Source organism: Streptomyces longwoodensis (assembly GCF_001514125.1).
Lineage (GTDB): Bacteria > Actinomycetota > Actinomycetes > Streptomycetales > Streptomycetaceae > Streptomyces > Streptomyces longwoodensis.
This window is the reverse complement of sequence record NZ_KQ948549.1, coordinates 299563-322684: the sequence shown is the minus strand read 5'-3', so window position 1 is coordinate 322684 and position 23122 is coordinate 299563. Positions and strand designations below refer to the sequence as shown.

General features: G+C 75.0%; 21 protein-coding genes and 1 pseudogene. 10 read left to right on the top strand and 12 right to left on the bottom strand.

Annotation, left to right across the window (positions count from 1 at the left end):
• Window positions 1-43: 43 nt before the first annotated feature.
• From AQJ30_RS01510 to AQJ30_RS01490, 5 genes are all read right to left on the bottom strand, one after another.
• Window positions 44-844, bottom strand: coding sequence for a 3-hydroxybutyrate dehydrogenase (locus AQJ30_RS01510; protein WP_067227832.1), 801 nt, complete (start codon window positions 842-844; stop codon window positions 44-46).
• A 54-nt stretch (window positions 845-898) separates the two neighbouring features.
• Window positions 899-1378 carry an NUDIX hydrolase gene (locus AQJ30_RS01505; RefSeq protein WP_067227831.1) on the bottom strand — a complete coding sequence of 160 codons (480 nt, stop codon included), beginning with the start codon at window positions 1376-1378 and terminating at the stop codon, window positions 899-901.
• 10 nt (window positions 1379-1388) lie between these two features.
• Entirely contained in the window at window positions 1389-2993 is a 1605-nt protein-coding gene (gene lnt, locus AQJ30_RS01500; protein ID WP_067227829.1) for an apolipoprotein N-acyltransferase, read from the bottom strand.
• 73 nt (window positions 2994-3066) lie between these two features.
• On the bottom strand, window positions 3067-3615 hold the full coding sequence (locus AQJ30_RS01495; protein WP_067227827.1) for a hypothetical protein: 549 nt from the start codon (window positions 3613-3615) through the stop codon (window positions 3067-3069).
• Between the two features lie 93 nt (window positions 3616-3708).
• Window positions 3709-4494, bottom strand: a complete 786-nt coding sequence (locus AQJ30_RS01490; protein WP_067227826.1) for a glutamate racemase — start codon at window positions 4492-4494, stop codon at window positions 3709-3711.
• 57 nt (window positions 4495-4551) lie between these two features.
• On the opposite strand from AQJ30_RS01490, the gene AQJ30_RS01485 reads away from it, so the two are divergent.
• Window positions 4552-5727 (top strand): glycosyltransferase, encoded by a 1176-nt coding sequence (locus AQJ30_RS01485; RefSeq protein WP_067227824.1) that lies wholly within the window; start codon window positions 4552-4554, stop codon window positions 5725-5727.
• A gap of 3 nt (window positions 5728-5730) precedes the next feature.
• Here the strand turns inward: AQJ30_RS01485 and AQJ30_RS01480 are convergent, their stop codons facing one another.
• Window positions 5731-7023 (bottom strand): TerD family protein, encoded by a 1293-nt coding sequence (locus AQJ30_RS01480; RefSeq protein WP_067228854.1) that lies wholly within the window; start codon window positions 7021-7023, stop codon window positions 5731-5733.
• Window positions 7024-7348: 325 nt separating this feature from the next.
• Between AQJ30_RS01480 and AQJ30_RS01475 the strand changes: the two genes are divergently transcribed.
• The 4 genes from AQJ30_RS01475 to AQJ30_RS01460 all read left to right on the top strand — a co-directional run bounded on the left by AQJ30_RS01475 (window position 7349) and on the right by AQJ30_RS01460 (window position 12104).
• The gene (locus AQJ30_RS01475; protein ID WP_067227822.1) at window positions 7349-7810 is read left to right on the top strand and encodes a DUF6643 family protein; all 462 of its coding nucleotides are present in this window, start codon (window positions 7349-7351) and stop codon (window positions 7808-7810) included.
• A gap of 42 nt (window positions 7811-7852) precedes the next feature.
• Window positions 7853-8677 carry an MOSC domain-containing protein gene (locus tag AQJ30_RS01470; RefSeq protein ID WP_067227819.1) on the top strand — a complete coding sequence of 275 codons (825 nt, stop codon included), beginning with the start codon at window positions 7853-7855 and terminating at the stop codon, window positions 8675-8677.
• Between the two features lie 226 nt (window positions 8678-8903).
• A complete protein-coding gene (locus AQJ30_RS01465) occupies window positions 8904-9509 on the top strand; it encodes an Rv1733c family protein (RefSeq protein ID WP_067228852.1) in 606 nt (201 codons plus the stop codon).
• Window positions 9510-9659: 150 nt separating this feature from the next.
• A complete protein-coding gene (locus tag AQJ30_RS01460; RefSeq protein WP_067227818.1) occupies window positions 9660-12104 on the top strand; it encodes a right-handed parallel beta-helix repeat-containing protein in 2445 nt (814 codons plus the stop codon).
• Window positions 12105-12131: 27 nt separating this feature from the next.
• Here the strand turns inward: AQJ30_RS01460 and AQJ30_RS01455 are convergent, their stop codons facing one another.
• Window positions 12132-14612 carry a lipase family protein gene (locus AQJ30_RS01455; RefSeq protein ID WP_245726764.1) on the bottom strand — a complete coding sequence of 827 codons (2481 nt, stop codon included), beginning with the start codon at window positions 14610-14612 and terminating at the stop codon, window positions 12132-12134.
• Between the two features lie 338 nt (window positions 14613-14950).
• Between AQJ30_RS01455 and AQJ30_RS01450 the strand changes: the two genes are divergently transcribed.
• Window positions 14951-15781 (top strand): DeoR/GlpR family DNA-binding transcription regulator, encoded by an 831-nt coding sequence (locus tag AQJ30_RS01450; RefSeq protein WP_067227816.1) that lies wholly within the window; start codon window positions 14951-14953, stop codon window positions 15779-15781.
• A gap of 48 nt (window positions 15782-15829) precedes the next feature.
• Here AQJ30_RS01450 and cds1 read toward each other — a convergent pair whose 3' ends face one another.
• Complete coding sequence (cds1, locus tag AQJ30_RS01445; protein ID WP_067227814.1) at window positions 15830-16963, bottom strand: L-cysteine desulfhydrase Cds1; 1134 nt, start codon at window positions 16961-16963, stop codon at window positions 15830-15832.
• Window positions 16964-17435: 472 nt separating this feature from the next.
• On the opposite strand from cds1, the gene AQJ30_RS01440 reads away from it, so the two are divergent.
• Together AQJ30_RS01440 and AQJ30_RS01435 are read left to right on the top strand one after the other, a co-directional pair.
• Entirely contained in the window at window positions 17436-17759 is a 324-nt protein-coding gene (locus tag AQJ30_RS01440) for a hypothetical protein (protein ID WP_067227812.1), read from the top strand.
• A 211-nt stretch (window positions 17760-17970) separates the two neighbouring features.
• On the top strand, window positions 17971-18519 hold the full coding sequence (locus AQJ30_RS01435) for an ATP-binding protein (protein ID WP_079083708.1): 549 nt from the start codon (window positions 17971-17973) through the stop codon (window positions 18517-18519).
• A 238-nt stretch (window positions 18520-18757) separates the two neighbouring features.
• Here AQJ30_RS01435 and AQJ30_RS01430 read toward each other — a convergent pair.
• Together AQJ30_RS01430 and AQJ30_RS01425 are read right to left on the bottom strand one after the other, a co-directional pair.
• A pseudogene (locus AQJ30_RS01430) lies at window positions 18758-19324 on the bottom strand (ABC transporter permease); the annotation flags it as partial.
• An 80-nt stretch (window positions 19325-19404) separates the two neighbouring features.
• Window positions 19405-19713, bottom strand: a complete 309-nt coding sequence (locus tag AQJ30_RS01425; protein WP_067228847.1) for an SHOCT domain-containing protein — start codon at window positions 19711-19713, stop codon at window positions 19405-19407.
• Between the two features lie 180 nt (window positions 19714-19893).
• Here AQJ30_RS01425 and AQJ30_RS01420 point away from each other — a divergent pair, with 180 nt between their 5' ends.
• Together AQJ30_RS01420 and AQJ30_RS01415 are read left to right on the top strand one after the other, a co-directional pair.
• Entirely contained in the window at window positions 19894-20490 is a 597-nt protein-coding gene (locus tag AQJ30_RS01420; RefSeq protein WP_079083707.1) for a TetR/AcrR family transcriptional regulator, read from the top strand.
• Between the two features lie 14 nt (window positions 20491-20504).
• The gene (locus tag AQJ30_RS01415; RefSeq protein ID WP_067227806.1) at window positions 20505-21098 is read left to right on the top strand and encodes a DUF4865 family protein; all 594 of its coding nucleotides are present in this window, start codon (window positions 20505-20507) and stop codon (window positions 21096-21098) included.
• A 29-nt stretch (window positions 21099-21127) separates the two neighbouring features.
• On the opposite strand, the gene AQJ30_RS01410 is transcribed toward AQJ30_RS01415, so the two are convergent.
• On the bottom strand, window positions 21128-22372 hold the full coding sequence (locus AQJ30_RS01410; RefSeq protein WP_067227805.1) for an ROK family protein: 1245 nt from the start codon (window positions 22370-22372) through the stop codon (window positions 21128-21130).
• Window positions 22369-23064 (bottom strand): alpha-ketoglutarate-dependent dioxygenase AlkB family protein, encoded by a 696-nt coding sequence (locus tag AQJ30_RS01405; protein ID WP_067227803.1) that lies wholly within the window; start codon window positions 23062-23064, stop codon window positions 22369-22371. The genes AQJ30_RS01410 and AQJ30_RS01405 overlap by 4 nt, the downstream gene beginning before the upstream one ends.
• Window positions 23065-23122: the final 58 nt, after the last annotated feature.

The following is a 23122-nucleotide window of genomic DNA, read 5'->3' as shown; positions in this document are numbered from 1 at the left end:
ACGTGGAGGCCTTCGAGCACTACGTCTGCCATGGGGCCGGGGGTCAGTGCGCGGTCCAGCCGCCGTCGAGGACGAGCGACGTGCCGGTCATGAAGGACGCCTGCGGGCTGCACAGGTAGGCCACGGCCTCGGCGACCTCCTCGGGTTCGATCAGCCGTTTCACGGCGCTGTCCTGGAGCAGCACCTCGGTCAGGACGCGCTCCTCGGGGATGCCGTGGGCCTGGGCCTGGTCGGCGAGCTGCCGGGCGACCAGCGGGGTGCGGACGTAGCCGGGGTTCACGCAGTTGGAGGTGACGCCGTGCGGGGCCCCTTCCAGGGCGGCGGTCTTGGAGAGCCCCTCCAGGCCGTGCTTGGCGGCGACGTACGCCCCCTTGTAGGGCGAGGCGCGCAGTCCGTGCACGGAGGAGATGTTGACGATGCGGCCCCAGCCCTGTCCGTACATGTGCGGCAGGGCGCCGCGGATGAGCCGGAAGGGGGCCTCCAGCATCACGGTGAGCACGGTGTGGAAGACGTCCGGCGGGAACTCCTGCAGGGGCCGGACCAGTTGCAGCCCGGCGTTGTTGACCAGCACGTCGGTGCCGTGGGCGGCCAGTTCCGCGGCGTCCAGGTCGGTCAGGTCCAGGACGTGCGGCTCGACGGTGCCCGGCAGGTGGGCGGCGTCCTCCGCGAGCTCCTCCACTCCCCGTGCGTCCCGGTCGACGGCGCGTACCTTGGCCCCGGCGGCGGCGAGCCGCAGCGCGCAGGCGCGGCCGATGCCGCCGGCGGCGCCGGTGACGAGCGCGGTGCGGCCGCCGAGGTCGAGCGTGGGGGCGTGGGGGCCGGGGACGGCGTGGGGCGAGGTCATGCTTCGACCCTAGGCACCAGTCCGCCGCCGCCACATGTGGGCGCCGCCCATATCTCAGAAGAGACTAGTGGGGTCGAACCATGTGGGTGCGTCGGACAGGGCCTGCTTGATCCGGGTCAGTCCGAACTCGTTCAGCTCGGGCAGCGCGTCCACCGCGAACCAGCCCACCTCCAGCGACTCGTCGTCGTTGACCCGGGCTTCCCCGCCCACGGCACGGCAGCGCAGGGTGATGTCCATGAACTGACAGACGTCGCCGTTCTCGTACGTCACCGGGGTCAGCGCCTGCACCAGCACCACCCGCTCGACGACGCAGTGCACCGCCGTCTCCTCGAGGACCTCGCGCACGGCGCAGGCGGCGGGCTGCTCGCCGGGCTCCGGGATGCCGCCGATCACCGACCACTTGCGCGTGTCGGTGCGGCGGTTCAGCAGCACGCGGCCCTCGTCGTCGAAGACGAGGGCCGTGACCCCGGGCAGCCACAGCAGCTGCCGTCCGGCCGAGGCCCGCAGGGTACGGATGAAGTCGGGAGTCGCCATGCCCCCGACCCTAACGGGCCCGCCGCCCCCGCAGGCCGGCGCCGACCGCCCAGCCGACGCCGCCCGCGGCGACCAGCACCAGAGCCATTTCCGGAAGGATGCCCAGCCGGGTCGCGGGGGTCTCGGAGGAGCGCAGGGGCACCTTCTGGACCAGGGAGTCGGCGACGAACATGCCGGTCCGCTGCGTGATCCGGCCGTCCGGCATGATGATCGCGCTGACCCCGCTGGTGACCGGCACCGTGACCGTGCGGCTGTGCTCGACGGCGCGCACCCGGGACATGGCGAGCTGCTGGTAGGTCATCTCGCTGCGGTCGAACGTGGCGTTGTTGCTCGGCACGGAGATCATCTGGGCGCCGTGGGTGACGGTGTCGCGCACGGCCCAGTCGAAGGCGGCCTCGTAGCAGGTGGCGAGTCCGACCTTGGTGCCGTCGAGGTCGAACACGCCGGGCCTGCTGCCCCGGCTGAAGTCCTCGCGGACCATCGTGGTCCAGTTCTCGTTGATCGCGCCGAGGAGGGAGCGCAGCGGGAGGTACTCGCCGAACGGCTGCACCTGGCGCTTGTCGTAGGTCTGGGTGGGGCCCTTGACCGGGTCCCACAGGATCTGCTCGTTGTAGAGCTTGCCGTCGCGCTCGACGACGCCGCCGACGGAGATGGGCGCGCCGATCGCCTTGGCCGCCTTGTCGATCACGGCGGCCGCGTCGGCGTAGGCGAAGGGGTCGATGTCGGAGGAGTTCTCCGGCCAGAGCACGAAGTCGGGCTTGGCCACCTCGCCCGCCGCGACCCGGGCGGCCAGGCGCTCCGTCTCGCGCGCGTGGTAGTCCAGCACGGCCCGGCGCTGGGCGTTGAACTCCAGGCCGAGGCGCGGGACGTTGCCCTGGATGACGGCGACCGTCGCGGTGCCGTCCTCCGCCCGGTCGCTGACCAGGGGACGCGCGGCGAGGGCGCCCACCACGGGCACCGCCACGCCGAGCAGGGCGATCGCGGCGGCCGACCGGCTCACCTCGCGCGCGTGGCGCCTGTCCAGGGCGAGGCGGACGACCTCGTACAGGGCGAACCCGCACAGGACGACCGCGAAGCCGAGGACCGGGGTGCCGCCCACCGCGGCGAGCGGCAGGAAGACGCCGTCCGCCTGGCCGAAGGCGATCTTGCCCCAGGGGAAGCCGCCGAACGGCACGCGTGCGCGGACCGCCTCCCCGGCGGTCCACAGCGCCGCGGCCCACAGGGGCCAGGCGGGGAGCCGGGAGACGGCCGCCACGCCCACGCCGACCAGGGCGACGAGGACCGCCTCGACGGCGACCAGGGCGAGCCAGGGCCCGGGGCCGACCTCGACGCCGGTCCACACCAGCAGCGGCAGCAGGAAGCCCAGCCCGAAGAGGTAGCCGAGTCCGAGGGCCGCTTTCCAGCCACGGCCGCGCAGCGCCCAGCCGAACAGGGCGAACGCCGGCAGGGCGAGCCACCACAGGGTGCGGGGCGGGAAGCTGACGTACAGCAGCACTCCGGAGAGCGCCGCGACGGCGGCCGGGACGAGGCGCAGCAGCCGGGCGGCGCCCGCAGGCCGCGTGGCCTGGGGCTCCAGCTGGTCCGACGGGCCGACGGGAGGTGCGGAGACGGTCACTCCGGGAGTGTACGGCGGGGGACGCCGGGGCCGACAACGCAGCCGGGCCGCCCTCCCGGCCGGTGCGGCCGGCTCAGTGCGCCGTCGTGCCCGTCGCCCCGCTGCGCAGGCGGGCGCGGATGGCGCCGACCGCGGCCTCCGCGTCGTCGACGGTGATGGTGAAGGTGTGGCCGTCCCACAGCCGCAGCACCACGCCCTCGCCCCGGCGCACCACGACGGCCGTGCCCTGGTGCGGGCGCCAGCGGTAGCCCCAGCCGCCCCAGTGGCGCGGGGTGACGTGTGGCTCGAACTCGGCGCCGGCGACGTGCGTCAGCGGGATGCGGCGGCGCGGGACGCCGATGTGGCCGCAGCGCACCTCGACGCACTCCTTGTCGAGCGTGAGGTCGACGTGGACGAAGGCGAGGGTGCCGAAGATGACCAGCAGTCCGGCGGCGATGCAGCCCACGACGGACATGACGAGGGGGGCGGTGCCGGACGTCCAGGCGGAGTCCACGGCGAGCTGGATGCCGAGCGCCAGGAAGGCGGCCCCGGCGAGCGCGAGGAGCCACTGGAACCGGTTGGTGGCCCGCCCGGTCCAGACGTCGGGGTGGGAGTGCTGCACGCCGTGGAGGTGGTCCCGCATGGCTATGAGGTTACTCAGGTTTCGCTGCGCCGGTAGGTCGTGGCGGAGCGTGACTGCGCCGACCGGCCGACGGCCCGCGCCGGTGACCGCCGGTCAGGAGGCGGGGCTCACCGTGCGCAGCAGCCGGCCCTCGGCGTAGGCCAGGGCGGGCTCGGGCAGGGCGCCCTCGCGGCCGCTGAGCAGCACCGTCACCGTGCCGGTGACCGGCACGCCCGGGGCGGGGCCGGCGCCGAGGCGGCGCAGGGCCTGCGCGGCGACCGCCCCGGCGGAGCCGTGCAGGACGAGCGGGGGCGTGCCGGGCTGCTGCACGGCGGCGCGGATGCGCTCGGCGACCAGTTCGTAGTGGGTGCAGCCGAGCACGACGGTCGTCACTTCGTCGGGGGTGAGCGCGGCGGCCGCGGCGACGGCGGCGTCGATCGCGGACTCGTCCGCGTGTTCGACGGCCTCGGCCAGTCCCCAGCAGGGGACCTCGGTGACGCTCACGCCGTCGGCGAAGTCGCGGATGAGGTCGCGCTGGTAGGGGCTGCCCGTGGTGGCGGGGGTGGCCCAGATCACGACGGGGCCGCCGCCGGCCGCGGCCGGCTTGATCGCCGGGACGGTGCCGACGACGGGCACCGCGGGCTCGAGGCGGGCGCGCAGCGCGGGCAGGGCGTGCACGGTGGCGGTGTTGCAGCCGACGATCAGGGCGTCGGGCCGGTGGGCGGCGGCCGCCTCGGCGACGGCCAGGGCCCGCGCGGTGAGGTCCTGCGGGGTGCGCGGCCCCCAGGGCATGCCGTCCGGGTCGAGCGAGAGCACGAGATCGGCGTCGGGTCGCAGGCGCCGTACCGCGGCGGTGGCCGCCAGCAGCCCGATTCCGGAGTCCATGAGCGCGATCTTCACCCGGCCACGATAGACGATGGGCGCCGGGCGCCCGGTCCGGTGGGGCAGACTGCGGCCGTGAGCGCCTTCGTGTGGATCGCCGTGGTGTCCCTCGCCGCCTGGGTGTGGCTGCTGCTGTGCCAGGGCTTCTTCTGGCGGACCGACGTCCGGCTGCCGCGTGCCGGGGAGCCGGAGCGCTGGCCGTCGGTGTGCGTGGTCGTCCCGGCGCGCGACGAGGCCGCCGTCCTGCCGGACAGCCTGCCGTCGCTGCTCGCCCAGGACTACCCCGGCCGGGCGGAGGTCTTCCTCGTCGACGACGGCAGTACCGACGGCACCGGGGACCTGGCCCGGGAACTGGCGCGCCGGTGCGGTGGGCTGCCGCTGACCGTGGCCTCACCGGGTGAGCCGCCGGCCGGCTGGACCGGCAAGCTGTGGGCGGTGCGGCACGGCGTCGCTCTGGCACGCGCGCGTGAGCCCGAGTACCTGCTGCTCACGGACGCCGACATCGCGCACGCGCCCGACAGTCTGCGCGCGCTGGTGGCGGCGGCGGGCGCGGGCGGCTTCGACGTGGTGTCGCAGATGGCGCGGCTGCGGGTGGAGAGCGTGTGGGAGCGGCTGGTGGTGCCGGCCTTCGTCTACTTCTTCGCCCAGCTGTACCCGTTCCGGCGGATCGCCCGGCCCGGGGCGCGCACGGCGGCCGCGGCGGGCGGCTGCGTCCTGGTGCGCGCCGGGGCGGCCGAGCGGGCCCGGATCCCGGACGCGATCCGGCACGCCGTGATCGACGACGTGGCGCTGGCCCGCGCGGTGAAGGGCGGCGGCGGGCACATCTGGCTGGGGCTGGCCGACCGGGTGGACAGCGTGCGCCCCTACCCGCGGCTGCACGACCTGTGGCGGATGGTGTCGCGCAGCGCCTACGCGCAGCTGCGGCACAACCCGCTCCTCCTGCTCGGCACCGTCCTCGGCCTGGCGCTGGTGTACCTGGTGCCGCCGCTCGCGCTCCTCGTCGGGCTGGTGGCCGGTGACGCGGTGACGGCGGCGGCGGGCGGCCTGGCGTGGCTGGTGATGGCGGGCACGTACGGGCCGATGCTCCGCTACTACCGGCAGCCGCTGTGGCTCGCTCCGCTGCTGCCGTTCACCGCGTTCCTCTACCTGCTGATGACGGTGGACTCGGCGGTGCAGCACCACCGCGGCCGCGGTGCGGCCTGGAAGGGCCGCACCTACGCCCGTCCGGATGCCGTCACCGAAGAGGGCTGAGCCCTACTTGCGGCCCGGCGTCCAGTTCATGCCCCAGCCGTAGGCGCGGTCGACGGTGCGCTGCGGGCTCACCCCCCGCTCGGGCACCAGGTAGCGGGCCTCGCGCTGGACGACCAGGTCACCGCCCTGGTTGCTGATCAGGGCGAGGGCGCACACGGTCGACGGGACGGTGCACTCGTCGAGGGAGAAGTCGATCGCGGCGCCGAACTGCGGCTGGAGGGTCACCGTGGCGTGCAGGTCGGCGAAGGACCGGGCGCCCTCGTAGATGGTCACGAAGACCAGGATGCGCCGGAAGTCGTTGCGGCGGTCGAGGTTGATGGTGAGGTTCTCGCCGCTCTCCACGGCGCCGGTGCGGTCGTCGCCGTCGAGGTGGATGTACGGCGGCAGGTGCAGGGAGCCGAAGGCGTTGCCGAGGGCCTGCACCACGCCCTTGCTGCCGTCGGCGAGTTCGAACAGGGCGCACAGGTCGAGGTCGAGGTCGTTGTGCAGGGCGACGGCCCGCCCGCGCTTGGCGCCCCAGCCGGAGAACTGCTTGCGCACCTCCCAGTTGAGGTTCACGCGCATGGCGCCGGAGGTGCCGCCCTGCTTGGTGAGCGACACCGAGGGCGCGGCCTTGGTGAGCGTGACCTTGGAGAGGCGCACCGGCGGGGCGGGCGGGGGCGGCGGGGCGTAGTGGGCGGGCGGCGGGACGGTGACCGGTGGGGCGGGCATCGCGGCGGGCGGGGGCGGTGCCACCGGTGGGCGCGGGGCCATGACGGGCGGGGGCGCCGCGTGCTGCGGCTCGTCGACCGTGATGCCGAAGTCGGTGGCCAGCCCCTCCAGTCCGCTGTCGTAGCCCTGGCCGACGGCGCGGAACTTCCAGGCCCCCTGGCGGCGGTAGAACTCGCCCAGCACGAACGCCGTCTCGACGGTGGCGCCGGTGCTGTCGAAGCGGGCGACCACGCCGCCCTGCGCCGCGTCGCGGACCTCGACGGCGAGGTCGGGGACCTGTCCGAAGGTGCCGCCGTCGGAGGAGGCGGCGAGGACGATCCGCTCCACCGCGGGCTCCACGCGCGCGAGGTCGACGAGGAGCGTGTCGGTCGTCCGGCCGCCGGCGGGACGCTTGCCCTCGTGGCGCACGGCGCCGGAGGAGTGGGCGGGCTGGTTGTAGAAGACGAAGTCCCCGTCGGAGCGGACCTTGCCACCGGCCAGCAGCAGCGCCGAGACGTCCGCGTCGGGGACGCCGGCCCCGGACCGCCAGCCCACCTCGACCCGCAGGGCCGCCGTCGGCACCGGCGTGTTCGACCCCTTCGGCATGGACATGTGCGCCCCCTCGTCTGCATCGGCGTGCGCGTCCCCGCACCCCTCGGCTGTGTCTACCGGCCAACCTATGCGCTGCCCGGCCGAACTCCCATGCATGGGACGCGAAGGAGCGGGCACAAGGGAGCAGGGGAGCGAAGGAGACGCGGTCACGACCGCCGGTAACCGGCCGGGAACTCGGCTTTTACCGGATGCGGCCCGCGTTCGCCGCCCTTTTTCGCCGCGTTCGCTCGCATTGGGGACAGCGGGTTGTTACCGACACGGAAAACAACCCTCTTATCGGTCTCCCCAACCAGCACATCGTGGGCTTAACTTATGTGCCATGACCTCCCCCCGCTCCACCTATGGCGGCGGCTATTACTCCACCGCCTCCTTCCCGGACACCCCGATCTACGACTCGCTCGTGGCCGAGCGGGGCACCCCGCAGATCGCCCCGATCCGGGTCCCCGCCGCGTACGACACGGGCAGCAGCCTGCCCGCGCTGCCCTCGGCGCTGCCCGCCCTCCCGGCGGCCCCGTCCTACGGCACTTCGTACGGCAGCTCCTACGGCTCCTACGGTTATCCCCAGGCGCCGCAGCCAGCCCCGCTCCAGCAGGCGCCCGCGGCCTACATCCCGCAGCAGGCCACCGCGCCGCGCGGCTACCCCGGACCCCAGGTCCAGCCGCAGCAGCCGCGGCCGGCCGCGCCGGGCATGGGGTACGACGCGATGCGTCCGGCCGCCCCGCGGCCCGCGCCGACGCCGTACCAGGACCCGTACAACAACCAGCAGTACCGGGGCTACTGAGCCCGCTCCCCACGGGCCGGTGCCGCCTGGCACGATGAGCCCATGGGGAACGCGAAGCTGCAGTCGATCCACGTCCATCCGGTCAAGGCGTTCCGGGGCCTGGCGCCCCGGGAGGCCGACGTGGAGCCCTGGGGACTGGCCGGGGACCGACGCTGGACACTGATCGACGACGGGGGAAAGGTCGTCACCCAGCGTCGGCACCCGCACGTCGCCCTGGCCGCCGCCGAGCTCCTGCCCGGTGGCGGCCTCCGGCTGTCCGCGCCCGGCCGGCCGTCACTGGAGGTCGCGGTGCCCGAGCCGGTCGGCACGGTCACGGTCGAGATCTTCCGCGACAAGGTGGAGGGCGTCCTCGCCGACGCCGCCGCGCACGCGTGGTGCAGCGCCCACCTCGGCGAGAGCGTCCGGCTGGTGCACATGGACGACCCGGCCACGCGCCGGCCCGTCGACCCGGAGTTCGCACTGCCCGGCGAGACCGTCAGCTTCGCCGACGGCTACCCGCTGCTCCTCACCACCACCGCGTCCCTCGACGCCCTCAACACGCTGATCGCGCAGGGCGATCACGCCGAGGAGGGCCCGCTGCCGATGAACCGGTTCCGGCCGAGCGTCGTCGTGACGGGCACCGAACCCTGGGCCGAGGACGGCTGGTCCCGGCTGACCATCGGTGACGTGCCCTTCCGCGTCGCCAAGAGCTGCGGCCGGTGCGTGGTGACGACCACCGACCAGGCCACGGCGGCACGCGGCGCCGAGCCGCTGCGCACGCTGGGCCGCCACCGCCGGATGGACGGCAGGCTGGTGTTCGGGCAGAACCTGGTCCCACTGTCCCGGGGCACCCTCCGGGTCGGCGATCCCGTCGAGGTCCAGGACTGACCCACGGCGCCCCTGCTCACCCTTCGCCGCTCCCCGATCCCCCTCCCCCACCTCACCCGCTCGTGCCCGTTGGCCGGGAACCCTCCTGCGCCCCCGCGTCGTTGGGGATGTCGTGAGACGTTCGTGTGAGGACCGGGCGGCGAGTGATGTCGCTCTCTCTTCGGCCGCCGGGCGGGCGAACGGCTCCCCCGGGGGGTTATCACGGAGCGGGAAGGGGGTGCGGGACGTGCGAGCGATCGGCGGGCTCTGGCGCTGGCGGCACAATCCGCTGCGCCGCACGACGGACCTGGTCGAGGCCTGGGTGGCACTGTCGGCCCTGCTGCTGGTCCTCCTGGCGGCGCCCGTCGTCGGCTGTCTCCTCGGGACCACCGCCCAGGGCGCGTTGCAGGACGCGGTGCGCCGGCAGCAGTCGTCCCGGCACGAGGTGACGGCCACGGTGGTGCGCGAGCTGGACGACGCGACGCTGGGCATCGACCCCGAGGCGGCCTCCGGACGGGACGCCCACAGCCGGGTCCTCGCCGACTGGACCGCCCCCGACGGCACCGCGCGGCACGGCGCGGTGATCGCCGACCTCGGCAAGCCGCACGCCGGGGACCAGTTCCGGCTGTGGACCGACGAGCGGGGCCGCGTCGCGGCCCGTCCCCTGGACCCCGCGACGGCGACCACGCACGCGGTGCTGGCCGGCGTCGGCGGGGCGATACTCACCGCCGGCACCGTGGAGGCGGTCAGACGCCTGATCGTCTGGCACCTGGTCCGGCGCCGGTACGCACGGTGGGACCAGGCGTGGAGCAAGGCCGGACCGGACTGGGGCCGGACCGGTACCGGCAGTTGACGGCCTTGCGCCTCCGGTCATCCCACCGTCCCCGCGCACGCTACGGTGGACCGGCCGAGGCTTTCGGCCTCGACCCGCGCATCAGGGAGCCCCAGGGCGCCCCGGGGGCGACGAGCCATCAGTACGACGAGGTGGGGGCGCAGCAACGCCATGGCACAGGGCACGGTCCAGGTGACGCACACCGGCACATCGCGGTGGCGCCGCCGCACGGGTGAGTACGCATCGCTCGCCGCCGCCCTGGAGGCCGCGGCGGACGGCGACGTCCTCACCATCGCCCCGGGCACCTACCGGGAGAACCTCGTGGTGCAGCGGGCGGTGACCCTGCGCGGGCCGGACGGCGCCCCCGGGTCGGTGCGCCTCGCGCCCGTGGACGGCGTGCCGTTGACGGTGCGGGCCTCGGCCGTGGTGCAGGACCTGCACATCGAGGGGCAGGACGCGGCCGCCCCCGCGCTGCTCATCGAGGAGGGCACGCCCGAGTTGACGGACCTGCGGATCGTCACGCGGTCCGCGGCCGGCATCGAGGTGCGCGGCAGCGCCCGCCCCACCGTCCGCCGCTGCACCGTCGACAACCCGGCGGGCCTGGGGATCGCCGTGCTCGACGGCGGCGGCGGTGTGTTCGAGGAGTGCGAGGTGGTCGCGGCCGGGCAGGCCGGCGTCGCGGTCCGCGGCGGCGGGCACCCGCGCCTGGACCGCTGCCGGGTGCACCACGCGTCCGGCACGGGTCTGAGCGCGACCGGCGACAACTCCGCGCTGGAGGCGGTCGGCTGCGAGGTCTACGAGGTGCGGGGCAGCGGTGTCCAGGTCACCGGCCGGGCCACCGCCCACCTCACCGACTGCGACGTGCACCGCACCGAAGCGGACGGGGTCACCCTGGACACCGACGCGGTGCTCACCCTGGCCGACTGCCGCATCCACGACATCCCCGAGAACGCCATCGACCTGCGCTCGCGGTCGGTGCTGACGCTGACGCGCACGACGGTACGCCAGTTCGGGCGCAACGGGCTGTCGGTGTGGGACCCGGGCACGCGCGTGGACGCCCACCAGTGCGAGATCTTCGACAGCACCGGCGACTACCCGGCCGTGTGGGTCAGCGACGGCGCCACGGCCGTGCTGGACTCCTGCCGGGTGCACGACGTGCCGGACGCGCTGTTCGTGCTGGACCGCGGCTCGCGCGCGGACGTCGTCGACAGCGACCTGTCGCAGGTGCGCAACACGGCGGTGTCGGTCAGTGACGGCGCGACCGCCCAGCTCGACGACTGCCGGATCCGGGACGCGGCCACGGGCGCGTGGTTCCGCGACCACGGCAGCGGCGGCACGCTGAACAACTGCACGGTGGACGGCACGCAGACCGGCGTGATCGTCACCAAGGGCGCCGACCCCACCGTCGAGCGGTGCACGGTCGACTCCCCCGCCGAGGCCGGCTTCTACGTGTCGGCCGGCGGCCGCGGCAGCTTCCTCAACTGCCGGGTGACCAACAGCGGCGGCTACGGCTTCCACGTCATAGACGGCTCCCGTACGACGCTCCGGCGGTGCCGCACGGAGCGCTGCGCGCGCGGGGGCTACGAGTTCGCGGACGCGGGGGCGGACGCGGCGCCCGGTTCGGGACCGGTGGTCGAGGACTGCAGCAGCGACGAGAGCGCGGGCCTGCGCCCGACGCCGCCGCCGGTCGCGGAGACCGCGGTGCAGACGGCGGCCGGGTCGCCGGGGCTGCTCGGCGCCGTCCCGGAGCAGCGCGCGACCGTCGCCGAGCCCCTGGCGGCCGTGCCGGAGCCGGAGGAGCCGGTCCGCACCTCGCAGGACGTGCTGGGTGAACTCGACGCGCTGGTGGGCCTGGAGAGCGTCAAGCGCGAGGTGCGGGCGCTGACCGACATGATCGAGGTGGGCCGGCGCCGGCAGCAGGCGGGCCTGAAGGCCGCCTCGGTCAAGCGGCACCTGGTCTTCACCGGCTCCCCCGGCACCGGCAAGACGACGGTGGCCCGGCTGTACGGCGAGATCCTCGCCTCCCTCGGGGTGCTGGAGAAGGGGCACCTCGTGGAGGTGTCACGGGTGGACCTGGTCGGCGAGCACATCGGCTCCACGGCGATCCGCACCCAGGAGGCGTTCGAACGGGCGCGCGGCGGCGTGCTGTTCATCGACGAGGCGTACGCCCTCTCCCCCGAGGACGCCGGGCGTGACTTCGGCAAGGAGGCCATCGACACGCTGGTGAAGCTGATGGAGGACCACCGGGAGTCGGTCGTGGTGATCGTCGCCGGCTACACCGCCGAGATGGAGCGCTTCCTTTCGGTCAACCCCGGTGTGGCGTCACGGTTCTCGCGCACCATCACCTTCGGCGACTACGGCCCCGAGGAGCTGCTGCGGATCGTGGAGCAGCAGGCGGAGGAGCACGAGTACCGGCTGGCGCCGGGCACCCCGGAGGCGCTGCTGAAGTACTTCACCGCGCTCCCGAAGGGCCCGGCGTTCGGCAACGGCCGTACCGCACGCCAGACGTTCGAGGCGATGGTGGAGCGCCACGCCAGCCGGGTCGCCCAGGTGACCGAGCCCAGCACGGACGACCTGACCCTGCTGTTCCCGGAGGACCTGCCCGAACTCCCGTAGTGCGCGGGCGGGTCGGGCGCGGCGTCCTCAGCTCGCGCCCGGCTGGCGGGGTTCCGGCAGCGGCAGCAGGCGGCCCAGCAGCAGGGCGCGTTCCTCCGCGAAGGCCGGGTCCGCCTGGTAGTCGGAGTGGCCCAGCAGGGGCGCGGGCAGCGGGTGGCGGGCGGTGCGGCCGTACTCCAGCGGGTCCTTCAACGGCGCGCGGTCCACGGCGGGGCCGCAGCTGCCGGGCAGCCGGACGGGGCCGCCGATGGGGTCGGTGAGCCGGTAGAGGTTGCGCCAGCAGTCGACGTCCTGGTGCAGGGCGCTGAGCGCGTCCGGCCCGAAGTGGGCGGGGAACCAACGGCCGTAGAGGCGCTCGATGGGCGAGCCGTAGGTCAGCAGCCCGACGCGCGCCCGGTCCCGCGGCTCCAGCTGCCAGGCCGCGGCCGCCGCCAGCACGCTGCCCTGGGAGTGCCCCGAGATGACCAAGCGGCCGCCGGTCTCGCGGGTCCAGGTGGCCATCCGCCACGTCAGGTCGGGCACCGCGCGCTCGGCGTAGCAGGGCGGTGCGAAGGGGTGGGCGGCGCGCGGCCAGAAGGTGCCGACGTCCCAGAGGATGCCGATGGTGCGCCGTGCGGAGGGGTCCTTGTAGGCGCGGCGCCCCCAGGTGACGAAGAGCAGGAAGCCGAGCCCTATCAGCCAGGAGCCGAGGGCCTGCGCGGTCTGGGCGGCGCCGTGGACGAAGGGGTACGTCCCCTCGGTGGCCCGGCCCGGGGTCCGCCCGGTGGCCAGCGCCCCGGCGATCGCCCCGGCGCCCAGCAGCAGCGTGCTGATCGCGGTGACGCCCACGAGGAGCGGCGCGCGGTCGGTGAGGGGGGCCATGGCCCGGGCGCGGGCGATGGTGCCGGTACGGCCGGGGTCGCCGCCGTCGGCGACGCCGTAGGCGCGGCGCACCTCGGCGCGTTCGGCGCGGGCGCGGTGCCAGGTCGCGCGGCCGAGCAGCGCGACCAGGACGAGGAGCACCAGCAGGACCAGCGGGATCACGGACGCCTGCCAGGTCAGCAGGGCGGGCGGGCCGTCGAGGGAGCTCTGCGTGCCGTCCAGCCAGTCGGCGACGCGCTGTGCCACCCCGCCGGACATCACGGCCCCGAGGGCGCAGGCCAGCGTGGCGACGGCGGGGCCGCCGAGCCCGTACAGGGCGACGCGGCTGCGGGTGGTGCCGGGTTCGTCGTCAGAGGCGGTCGGGCCGTCCTCCGGCATCGTCCCCGCGCGCTCCGGTGTCCCTGCCCGGGCACCGGCCTCCGCCTCGGGGCGGCCCGTGCCGCCCTCGCAGCAGTCGCGCCCGCTCCCCTGCTGCGGGGCCGCCCCTCTCCCCGCCGCGGCCCGGTGCAGCAAGGCCGCGACCACGGCCAGGGCCAGCACGGTCAGGCCCTGGCCGAGGGCGAGGGTGCCGAAGGTGGTGTCACCGGGGAGGCGGTCGGCGGCGTGCCAGCCGGGGCGGGACCAGCCGGCGTACACGGTGGTGAGGCCGAGCAGGACGAGCGTGGTGAGCGGCAGGCGGCGTACCAGGTGGGCGTCCAGGGCGCGGTCGAGGCGGTGTTCGCTGCGGCCCCGGCGGCACACCACCCCCACGACGGCCGCCGCGCCGCCGACGAGCGCCGCCACCAGGCACCAGCCCAGCGCGTCGAGCAGGGCCGGACCGCCCGGCCGGCGGTCCTCCCTGGCCGCGGCGGTGCCGACGGCCGCGGCGACGGTCAGCAGGCCGGCCGCGGTGTGGGCGGCCCGCAGCCGGGCCACCAGCCGGCGGCCGTACCAGAAGCCGGGCCGGCTCAGCGTGGTCGGCCCCGGGCGGTGCTCGGCCTCGGGGGCGCGGGTCAGCGGCTCGCGGGACTCGTACGCCCGCCAGGTGCGGTGGGACAGGTACCACAGCAGGACGGTGAGGGCGGTCGGGACGAGCGCGGCGACGGCGAGGCGGCGGCCCGGCCGGCTCCACCAGCCGCCGTGGGACAGCGCCGGGGACAGGAAGCCCAGCCAGGTGTGCCGCTCGGCGCACGCACGCGTGCCCGCGCACTGCCAGGCCGTCAGGTCCAGGGCGACCTCGCAGGCGGCGGCGACGAGCAGCACGGTGAGGGTGAGCCCGGCGAGGCGGACCAGCAGCCCGTACAGCCGTACCAGGCGGGTGTGCTCGCGGGCCGGCGGGCGCATCCAGTGGGCGAGGTTGACGACCATGAAGGGCAGCAGGAGCAGCCACAGGGCGCGGCTGCCGTTGCCGGAGGTCAGGTTGCACCAGACGTACGCCTCGGGGACGGGCCGGTCCGGGGCGCCGCCGGGGCCGGTCTCGGCGTCGACGTCGTCGGCGCGGCGGTGGACGGCGGCCGTGTCGTCGCCGGTGATCCGCACGGTCCGCGGATCGCCGAGCATCTGCTCGGGCGTGGTCCCGCCCACTCCGTGGACGAGGAGTTCCAGGGCCGCGCCCGGTCGGGCGGGCCGGGCGGGGCGGGCGGCCCCGTCGGACAGGACGTCTTCCACTGCTGGCACTCCCCCCGTGACGCGCCGTCGGCACGGCTCCGTGCGGACATCAAGGATGGCGCTTCGTGCCCCGGCGCGCACGCGTCGTCACCGAATCTCCTCCGATCCGCGGCCCCGGTCCGCGGCCCGGTCCGCCGACCGGCCGGTGCGGTCCCGGAACCGTGGGGTGACATGCGCGCGTCGGACGGGTGGTGACGCCGCCCGGGACCTGGCGTGCGAGGATGGGACGCCCGCACGCGTCCGTCCGGGACGGCGGGACCGGCCGGGCACCGGGACACCCGGGCACCGGATGACCGGGACGCAGTCGATCGGCTTGAGGCGAAAGGACCGGAGCGTACGTGAGCGAGAATCAGAACCTCCTCGCGGAGCAGCGCCGCTCCCTGATCCTGGACGAGGTGCGGCGCCGCGGCGGTGTCCGCGTCAACGAGCTGACCCGCAAGCTCGGCGTGTCGGACATGACCGTGCGCCGCGACCTGGACGCGCTCGCCCGGCAGGGCGTGCTGGAGAAGGTGCACGGCGGCGCGGTGCCGGTCGTGGAGGCGAGCACCCACGAGCCCGGGTTCGAGGCGAAGTCGGGCCTCGAGCAGACCGCCAAGGAGGACATCGCGCGGGCGGCGGCCGGCCTGGTGACGCCGGGCAGCGCGATCGCGCTCTCGGGCGGTACGACGACGTTCGCGCTGGCACACCACCTGCTGGACGTGCCCGACCTGACCGTCGTGACCAACTCGGTGCGCGTCGCCGACGTCTTCCACGCGGCCCAGCGCACCTCGGGGCCCCGGCAGGGCGCGGCCACGGTCGTGCTGACCGGCGGGGTGCGCACCCCGTCCGATTCGCTGGTGGGGCCGGTGGCCGACCAGGCGATCGCCACGCTCCACTTCGACCTGCTGTTCCTCGGGGTGCACGGCATATCGCCGCAGGCCGGGCTGTCCACGCCGAACCTCGCCGAGGCCGAGACCAACCGCCGGCTGGTGCACTCGGCGCGCCGCGTGGTGGTGGTCGCCGACCACACCAAGTGGGGTGTGGTGGGCCTGAGTTCCTTCGCGACGCTGGAGCAGGTCGACACGCTGGTGACGGACGCGGGACTGCCGGCCGACGCACGCGTGGAGATCTCCGAGCACCTGCGGGAGCTGGTGCTGGCCGGCGACTCCGGCCAGGTCAGCGAGGACTGACGGTCCGTCAGCGACGGATCCCCTCCTGGGCCCGGCCGGCCGCGCCCGTCAGTCCGGCCACACCCCCGTCGCCAGCAGCGACTCGATCGCCGCGCTGTACGGGGCGATGTCCAGGCCCTGCTCGGCGAGCCAGGCGTCGGAGTAGTACTTGTCGAGGTAGCGGTCGCCCGGGTCGCACAGCAGGGTGACCACGCTGCCGCGCCGTCCGTCGGCGACCATCTCGGCGACGATCTTCAGCGCGCTCCACAGCCCGGTCCCGGTCGAGCCGCCGGCGCGGCGGCCGATGGCGCGGTCCAGGGCGCGGACGGCGGCCACGCTGGCCGCGTCGGGCACCTTCATCATCCGGTCGACGGCGCCGGGCACGAAGCTGGGCTCCATGCGGGGCCGGCCGATCCCCTCGATGCGTGAGCCGCAGTCGCAGGTGACGTCCGGATCGCCGGTGGTCCAGCCCTCGAAGAAGCAGGAGTTCTCGGGGTCGGCGACACAGATGCGGGTGTCGTGCTGCAGGTAGTGGACGTAGCGGGCGATCGTCGCGGAGGTGCCGCCGGTGCCCGCGGTGGCCACGATCCAGGCCGGTTCCGGGAACCGCTCCAACTCCAGCTGGCGGAAGATGGATTCGGCGATGTTGTTGTTGCCGCGCCAGTCCGTGGCCCGTTCCGCGTAGGTGAACTGGTCCATGTAGTGGCCGCCGGTGTCCGCCGCCAGGCGGGCGGACTCCTCGTACATCGTGCGGGGGTCGTCCACGAAGTGGCACTGCCCGCCGTGGAACTCGATCAGGCGGATCTTCTCGGCGCTGGTCGTGCGGGGCATCACGGCGATGAACGGCACGCCGATCAGCTTCGCGAAGTACGCCTCCGAGACCGCCGTGGAGCCGCTGGACGCCTCGATCACCGGACGGCCCGGGCGGATCCAGCCATTGCACAGGCCGTACAGGAAGAGGGACCGGGCGAGGCGGTGCTTGAGGCTGCCGGTGGGGTGGGTCGACTCGTCCTTGAGGTAGAGGTCGATGCCCCACGCCTCGGGCAGCGGGAAGCGCAGCAGGTGCGTGTCGGCTGAGCGGTTGGCGTCCGCCTGGACCTTGCGGACGGCCTCTTTCAGCCAGTCCCGGTAGCCGGCGTCGGTGCGGTCGACGTCGAGGGTGTCGAGGGTCGCGCCGTTCCTGGCTTGCTGGGTGGTGCTCACGTCGGGCTCCTTACGCCGGGCGCCGACCGCGCCCCTGGCGTGGCCGACACACCGATCATAGACACCGTCCGCACGCTTCTCACCTGCATAAACACCACTTTGAGAGCCTCAAAGGAGAGCCTGGGGCGAGCACTCGGACAGGTGTGCGGCGGCCCGGGGGGGCGCATTCGCGCGAGTGCTCCGGGAGGTCGGCGGCTGGGGCCCACGCACCCTGGTGCTCTCCGCGCGGGGCGGGCAGACTGCACACCGCACGGGGGCCTCAGGGGCCACGACAGGAGCCGGTTTCCGACGCACCACGGAACGCACCGCGCCACGCACCACGGCACCACCGCGGGACGCACCATGGCACCACCGCCCGGCACCACCGCGGGGACAGGACCATGGCTCCGCCGCGGAACGCACCGTGGCACCACCGCGGAACGCCCCGCGGGCGCACGGGCCGGCACACCCACGCACGAGGGGGCAGGCAGGCATGGCGGAGCCGGAGTTCACGGCCACCGGGGTGCGGATCGGGCGGGGACTGCGCTCGCTCACCCGGGCCGGGCAGGTCCGGATCAGCGGCGGCAGGCTCGAGTTGCTCACCAGCTACGGCAGTGAGATCGACAGCGCGCCCGTGCAGGCGGTGCGCGCGTCCAGGCCGTGGTGCGCGTCCGCGGGCCGGGCGCTGGCGGACCTCAACGGACACCGGTACCTGCTGACCCTGCGGGCGCACGACCCGGCCCCCGGAGAGCCGGGGCCACCCGCGGCGGGCCGGTTCATCGAGGCCGTACGCCGGGCCGCGGGACGGGGTGGCTGACGAGGACGCACCGGGTGGCCGCGCGGCGACCGTGAGTTGCGCGCTTCCGCCCCTTGCGCCACGCTGTTCTCACGTCACTCTGGGTTTACCGGCGATAACGCTGCGAACCAGCCCGCCGGCCACGACAGCAGGCGGCCGCCCTGTGCAGGCGCACTGCTGGATCGATCCGAACTCCGTGTTCTTCCGGACCTCACGTCGGGGAGTCGCAGCCGTGATCAGCAACCCAAGCAGGCACTGCACGGTGGAGCTCCAAGCCCTGCCGTCGCGGATCGGCCAGGTCCGCAGAATCGTATCCGCGCAGTTGCGCTACTGGCATCTGGACGCCCTGATAGACCGCGCCGCACTCGGTGTGACCGAGCTGCTGACGAACGTCCACCTGCATGCGCAACCCGACAAGACGTGCACCGTGGAGCTGGAGCTGCTGCTCGACCGGCTCACCGTCTCGGTGCGCGACCACGACCCGACGCTCCCGGTCATGGAGGTCGCCGACCGCCTCGCCACCGGCGGGCGCGGCCTGGCGCTGGTGGCCGCCGTCAGCGAGAGCTGGGGCGCGCGCCCGGACGGGGACACCGGCAAGGTCGTCTGGTTCACTCTGCCCGCGCTCGACGTGGCCGGCGCGCTGCCGACGGTGCCGGTCCGCGCCCCGGTGCCCGAGAAGGGCCCGCGGCGTTTCGCGGAGATCGAGGTCGACCCGGTCGCCGACCCGCTCGACGTCCGCACGCCCGCCCATGCTCCCGCCCGGTCCGCCGTTGTCGGCTGACCGGGCGGTGAGACCCTCGCGGGTGCGCCGGGCACGCCCGGGGATCCAGGCACGCTCGGAGCGCTCGCTGCCCTCGGCGGGGCCGCCTCCGGGTGTGCCGCCTCCCGGGGGTGCGCACGCCGGCGTACGCGTGGCTGCCGGCTGACGTACACCTCTTGTGTCCGTACCTCCTCCGGCGTGCGCGCCCCGGCGCGTGGGGGTCACGCCCTCGTGACCGCCCCCAGCCCCGGCACGTACGTCACTCCGTCGCGACCGCCCGCAGGACGTCCAGCCGGGCCGCGCGGCGGGCCGGGCGCAGGCCCGCGAGGGCGCCCGCCGCGAGGCCCACCAGGGCCACCACCGCGAGCTGTACGGGCGGCACGGCGAAGGCGAACGCGGTGTCGCTGGTGCCGTCGGACGCCTCCACCAGGACCCAGCCCAGGAAGGCGCCGAGGGCCAGACCGCCCGCCGTGCCGAACGCGGCGACCAGGACGGACTCCCAGCGGACCATGGCCCGCAGCCGGGCGCGGGTCTGGCCGACCGCCCGCAGCAGCCCGAGTTCCCGGGTGCGCTCGTGGACCGCCAGGGTCAGCGTGTTGGCGATGCCGAGCAGCGCGATGAGCACCGCGAGCGTGAGCAGGGCGTAGACGAGGGTGAGCATCATGTCGATGCCGCCGGCGGAGGACTCGGCGTACTCGTCACGCGTCTGCACCTCGGGGTTGCCGTACCGGTCGGCGACCTTCTGGACGGCCGCCTCGCCGTCGGCCGTGCTCACGCCCGCGCGGAAGCCGGCCGGGAAGTCGAGCGTCACCCCGTCCAGGGCGCGGACGGCGGTGTCGCCGGCGCCGTGGACCTTCACGGCGTCGGCGACCCGGGCGGCCGTGCGGGTGGTGGTCGCGGTGGCGGTCATGCCGCACCGCCCCGGCGGCCGAACTGCTCGTCGAGGACGGACAGTCGGCGCCAGTACTCGTCCTCGTCGATCTCACCGGAGGCGAACCGGCGGCCGAGGACGGCGAGCGGTGAGTCACCGGTCGGGCGCGGCGCGTCGGCCGGGCCCCACGCCCCTGGGCCTCCCGGGCCCCACGGGCCGCGCCGGCCGCGTCCGGCGGTGCGGCGCAGCAGGGTGACGGCGCCGACGACGACGGCCGCCCAGACCAGCGGGAGGAACAGGATCCACGGGCCGGGGCCTCCGTCCCACTGTGCGAGGGTCTGCATCTCGGTCATCTCCTTGGTCGGACGGTTTCTCGGCGATGACTCGAGACTCGCGCGGGGAGGGGGCGCCGGTCGTCGTACGGCCAGCGGCAGTGCGCGTACCTCCCGGGGAGTACGCGGGCGGGCGGCGGCTGCTCCATGGTGAGGGGCACGGTCCCCACCTCGACTTCTGTACCTACTGGTATGTACAGTGCGCGCATGAGCACCGCCGAGCGACTGATCGAGTCCACCCGGGACCTGCTGTGGGAACGCGGATACGTGGGCACCAGCCCCAAGGCGATCCTGGAGCGGGCGGGCGCCGGGCAGGGCAGCATGTACCACCACTTCACGGGCAAGCCAGACCTGGCGCTGGCCGCGATCCGGCGCACCGCCGAGGAGTTGCGGGCCGCCGCGGACGCCGTGCTCGACGGGCCGGGCACGCCGTACGACCGCATCGCGGCGTACCTGCGGCGGGAGCGCGACGTGTTGCGCGGCTGTCCGGTCGGACGGCTGACCATGGACCCGGACGTGATCGCGAGCGACACGCTGCGCGCGCCCGTCGAGGAGACCATCACCTGGCTGCGCGGACGGATCGCCGCCGTCGTCGACGAGGGCCGCCGACTGGGCCAGTTCCCGGCCGAGTCGGACCCCGACGAGCTCGCCGCGACGGTCGTCGCCACGGTGCAGGGCGGCTACGTCCTGGCCCGCGCCTCGGGCTCCCCGGACGCCTTCGACGCCGGGGTGCGCGGTCTGCTCGCCCTGTTGGCCCCCCGTACGCCCGCCGCACCCGCCACCGACTGAGGAGAGGGAACCGCATGCACGCGATGCAGTACGAGATCACGCTGCCCGCCGACTACGACATGGACGTCATCCGCGACCGGGTGGCCCGCCGCGGGCACCTCCTCGACGCCTGGGACGGCCTCGGGCTCAAGGCGTACCTCGTCCGTGAACGCGGCACGCACGGCTCGCCCGTCCACCAGTACGCGCCGTTCTACCTGTGGAACACCACGCAGGGCATGAACGCGTTCCTGTGGGGCCCCGGCTTCCGGGGGCTGAGCGACGACTTCGGGCGTCCCGTGGTGCGGCAGTGGTCGGGGCTGGCGTACGAGCCGGGGGCGGCGGGCGGGTCGGCCGGTGCGGGCGCGCGGTTCGCGCTGCGGCGGCGGCAACCGGTGCCGGACGGGGCGGCCCTGGGCGACCTCATGGGCGAGGTGGTCGCCGGGACCGGGCGGCTGGCGCGGGAGGACGGCGCGGTGCTCGCGGCGGCGGCCGTCGACACCGCCCGCTGGGAGGTCGTGCACTTCTCGCTGTGGGAGCACGACGCGCCGAAGGCGGAGGGCGACCTGTTCCAGGTGCTGCACCTGTCCGCGCCCGGCCTGGCCGCGCTCCCCCGCGGCCGTCAGTGGTGAGGGCCCGCGGCGGGCCCGCGTCCTGACGCTCAGGCGGCGGCCAGCGCGCCCAGCGGGTCGTCCAGGACCGGCTGCCACGCCAACTCGGCCGCTCCGACGAGGCTGTTGTGGTCCAGGGAGCAGGCGAGGATCGGCACCCCGCCGCTGCGGCCCCACAGGCTGCGGTCGGCGACGACGGCGCGCAGCCGGTCCGGGTCGGCGTCCAGGAGGGTGCGGTGCAGTCCGCCGAGGATGATCCGGTCCGGGTTGAGGATGTTCACCAGCCCGGCGAGGCCGAGGCCGAGCCGGTCGATGAGGATCTCGGCGGCGGTGCGCACGACCGGGTCGGCGTACTCCTCACGGAGCAGCTGCTCGGCCTGCTTCAGCAGCGAGCCCTCGGGGCCGGGCTCGCGCCCGGCGGTGGTGAGCAGGGCCAGCGGGTCGGCCTCGACGTCGAGGCAGCCGCGGCTGCCGCAGTGGCAGGGGCGGCCCTCGGGGTTGACGGTGAGGTGGCCGACCTCCAGGGCGAGGCCCGAACTGCCCGTGTGCAGACGGCCGTCGAGTACCAGGGCGCCGCCGACGCCCCGGTGGCCGGTGGCCACGCACAGCAGGTCGCGGGCGCCGCGTCCGGCGCCGTGCCGGTGCTCGGCGAGGGCGGCGAGGTTGACGTCGTTGCCGGCGAAGGCGGGCCCGGTGACGCCCGCCGCGCGCACCCGCTCGGTGAAGATCTCCCGGACCGGTGCGCCCACCGGCCAGGCCAGGTGCAGCGGGTTGAGGGCGAGTCCCTCGGGTTCGGCGACCGCGGACGGCACGGCGAGCCCCGCGCCCACGCACCGGCGGCCGGTGGTGCGCAGCAGCTCGGCACCGGCCTCCACGACCGTGCCGATGATCTTGCCGGGGTCGGCGTCGACGGTCTCGCAGCTGGGCGTGGTGGCGACGATCCGGCCGCCGAGGCCGACCAGCGCGGCCCGGAACCCGTCCGCGTGGACCTGCGCGGCCAGCACCACCGGTCCGTCCTCGGCGACGCCGAGCCGGTGCGAGGGGCGGCCCTGGGAGCCCGCGGCGGCGCCGGGCCGGGCGTCGACCCGGATGAGGCCGAGCGCCTCCAGCTCGGCGGCGACCGCGCCGGCCGTGGCACGCGTGACGCCCAGTTCGGCGGTGAGGACGGCGCGGGTGGGCGCGCGACCGGTGTGCACGAGCTCCAACGCGGGTCCGAGCGCACCGCGCCCGCGGTCAAGCCGCGCCCTGGAGGTGGTTCCTTCCCCCGCCGGCCGGGGGTCCGCCTTGCCGCTCATGAAGGCGAGTCTCCCATGATCCGTTCCTCGCCGTCGCCGCCGGTGAGCCCGCTCACGCGCAGCGTGACGTTGAGCCGCCCGGTCAGCCCGAGCCACGGCGGGGCCGACCCCGGCCGCACCCTGGGCACGCCGTGGTACGCGAGCCGCGCGGGCCCGCCGAACACGAACAGGTCGCCGCTGCGCAGCTCGACGTCGGTGTACGGCCGGGTCCGGGTGGCGGTGTTGCCGAAGCGGAAGACGCAGGTGTCGCCGAGGCTCAGCGAGACCACGGGCGCCGGGGACCGCTCGTCGGCGTCCCGGTGCATGCCCATGCGCGCGTCGCCGTCGTAGAAGTTGATCAGCGCGATGTCGTACGGCGCCGGGTCGGTGGCCCGCGGTCCGAGCGCGTCGGCGACGGCGCGGCGGCCCAGCTCACCGAGCCAGTCGGGGAAGGGCTTGACCGGGGAGCCGTCGCCGTCGACGACCGTGCGGGCGTAGGCGTACGGGTACCAGTGCCAGCCCAGGCAGACCTGGCGGGCCGTCATGGTGCCGCCGCCGGGGGTGCGCACGGTGCGCAGGCCGGCCGGTGGGCGGGCCCAGTCGCGGCAGGCCGCCAGCAGCGCGCGCTGCCGGTCCTCGTCCAGCCAGCCCGGTACGTGCACGGCGCCCGGGGCGATCTCGGCCCGCTCCCGGGGGAACAGCTCGGCGTCCATGCACCCCATCCTGCCCCACGCCGCCTGAGCTGCGGTTCCGCTAGCCTGGGCCCGGTGA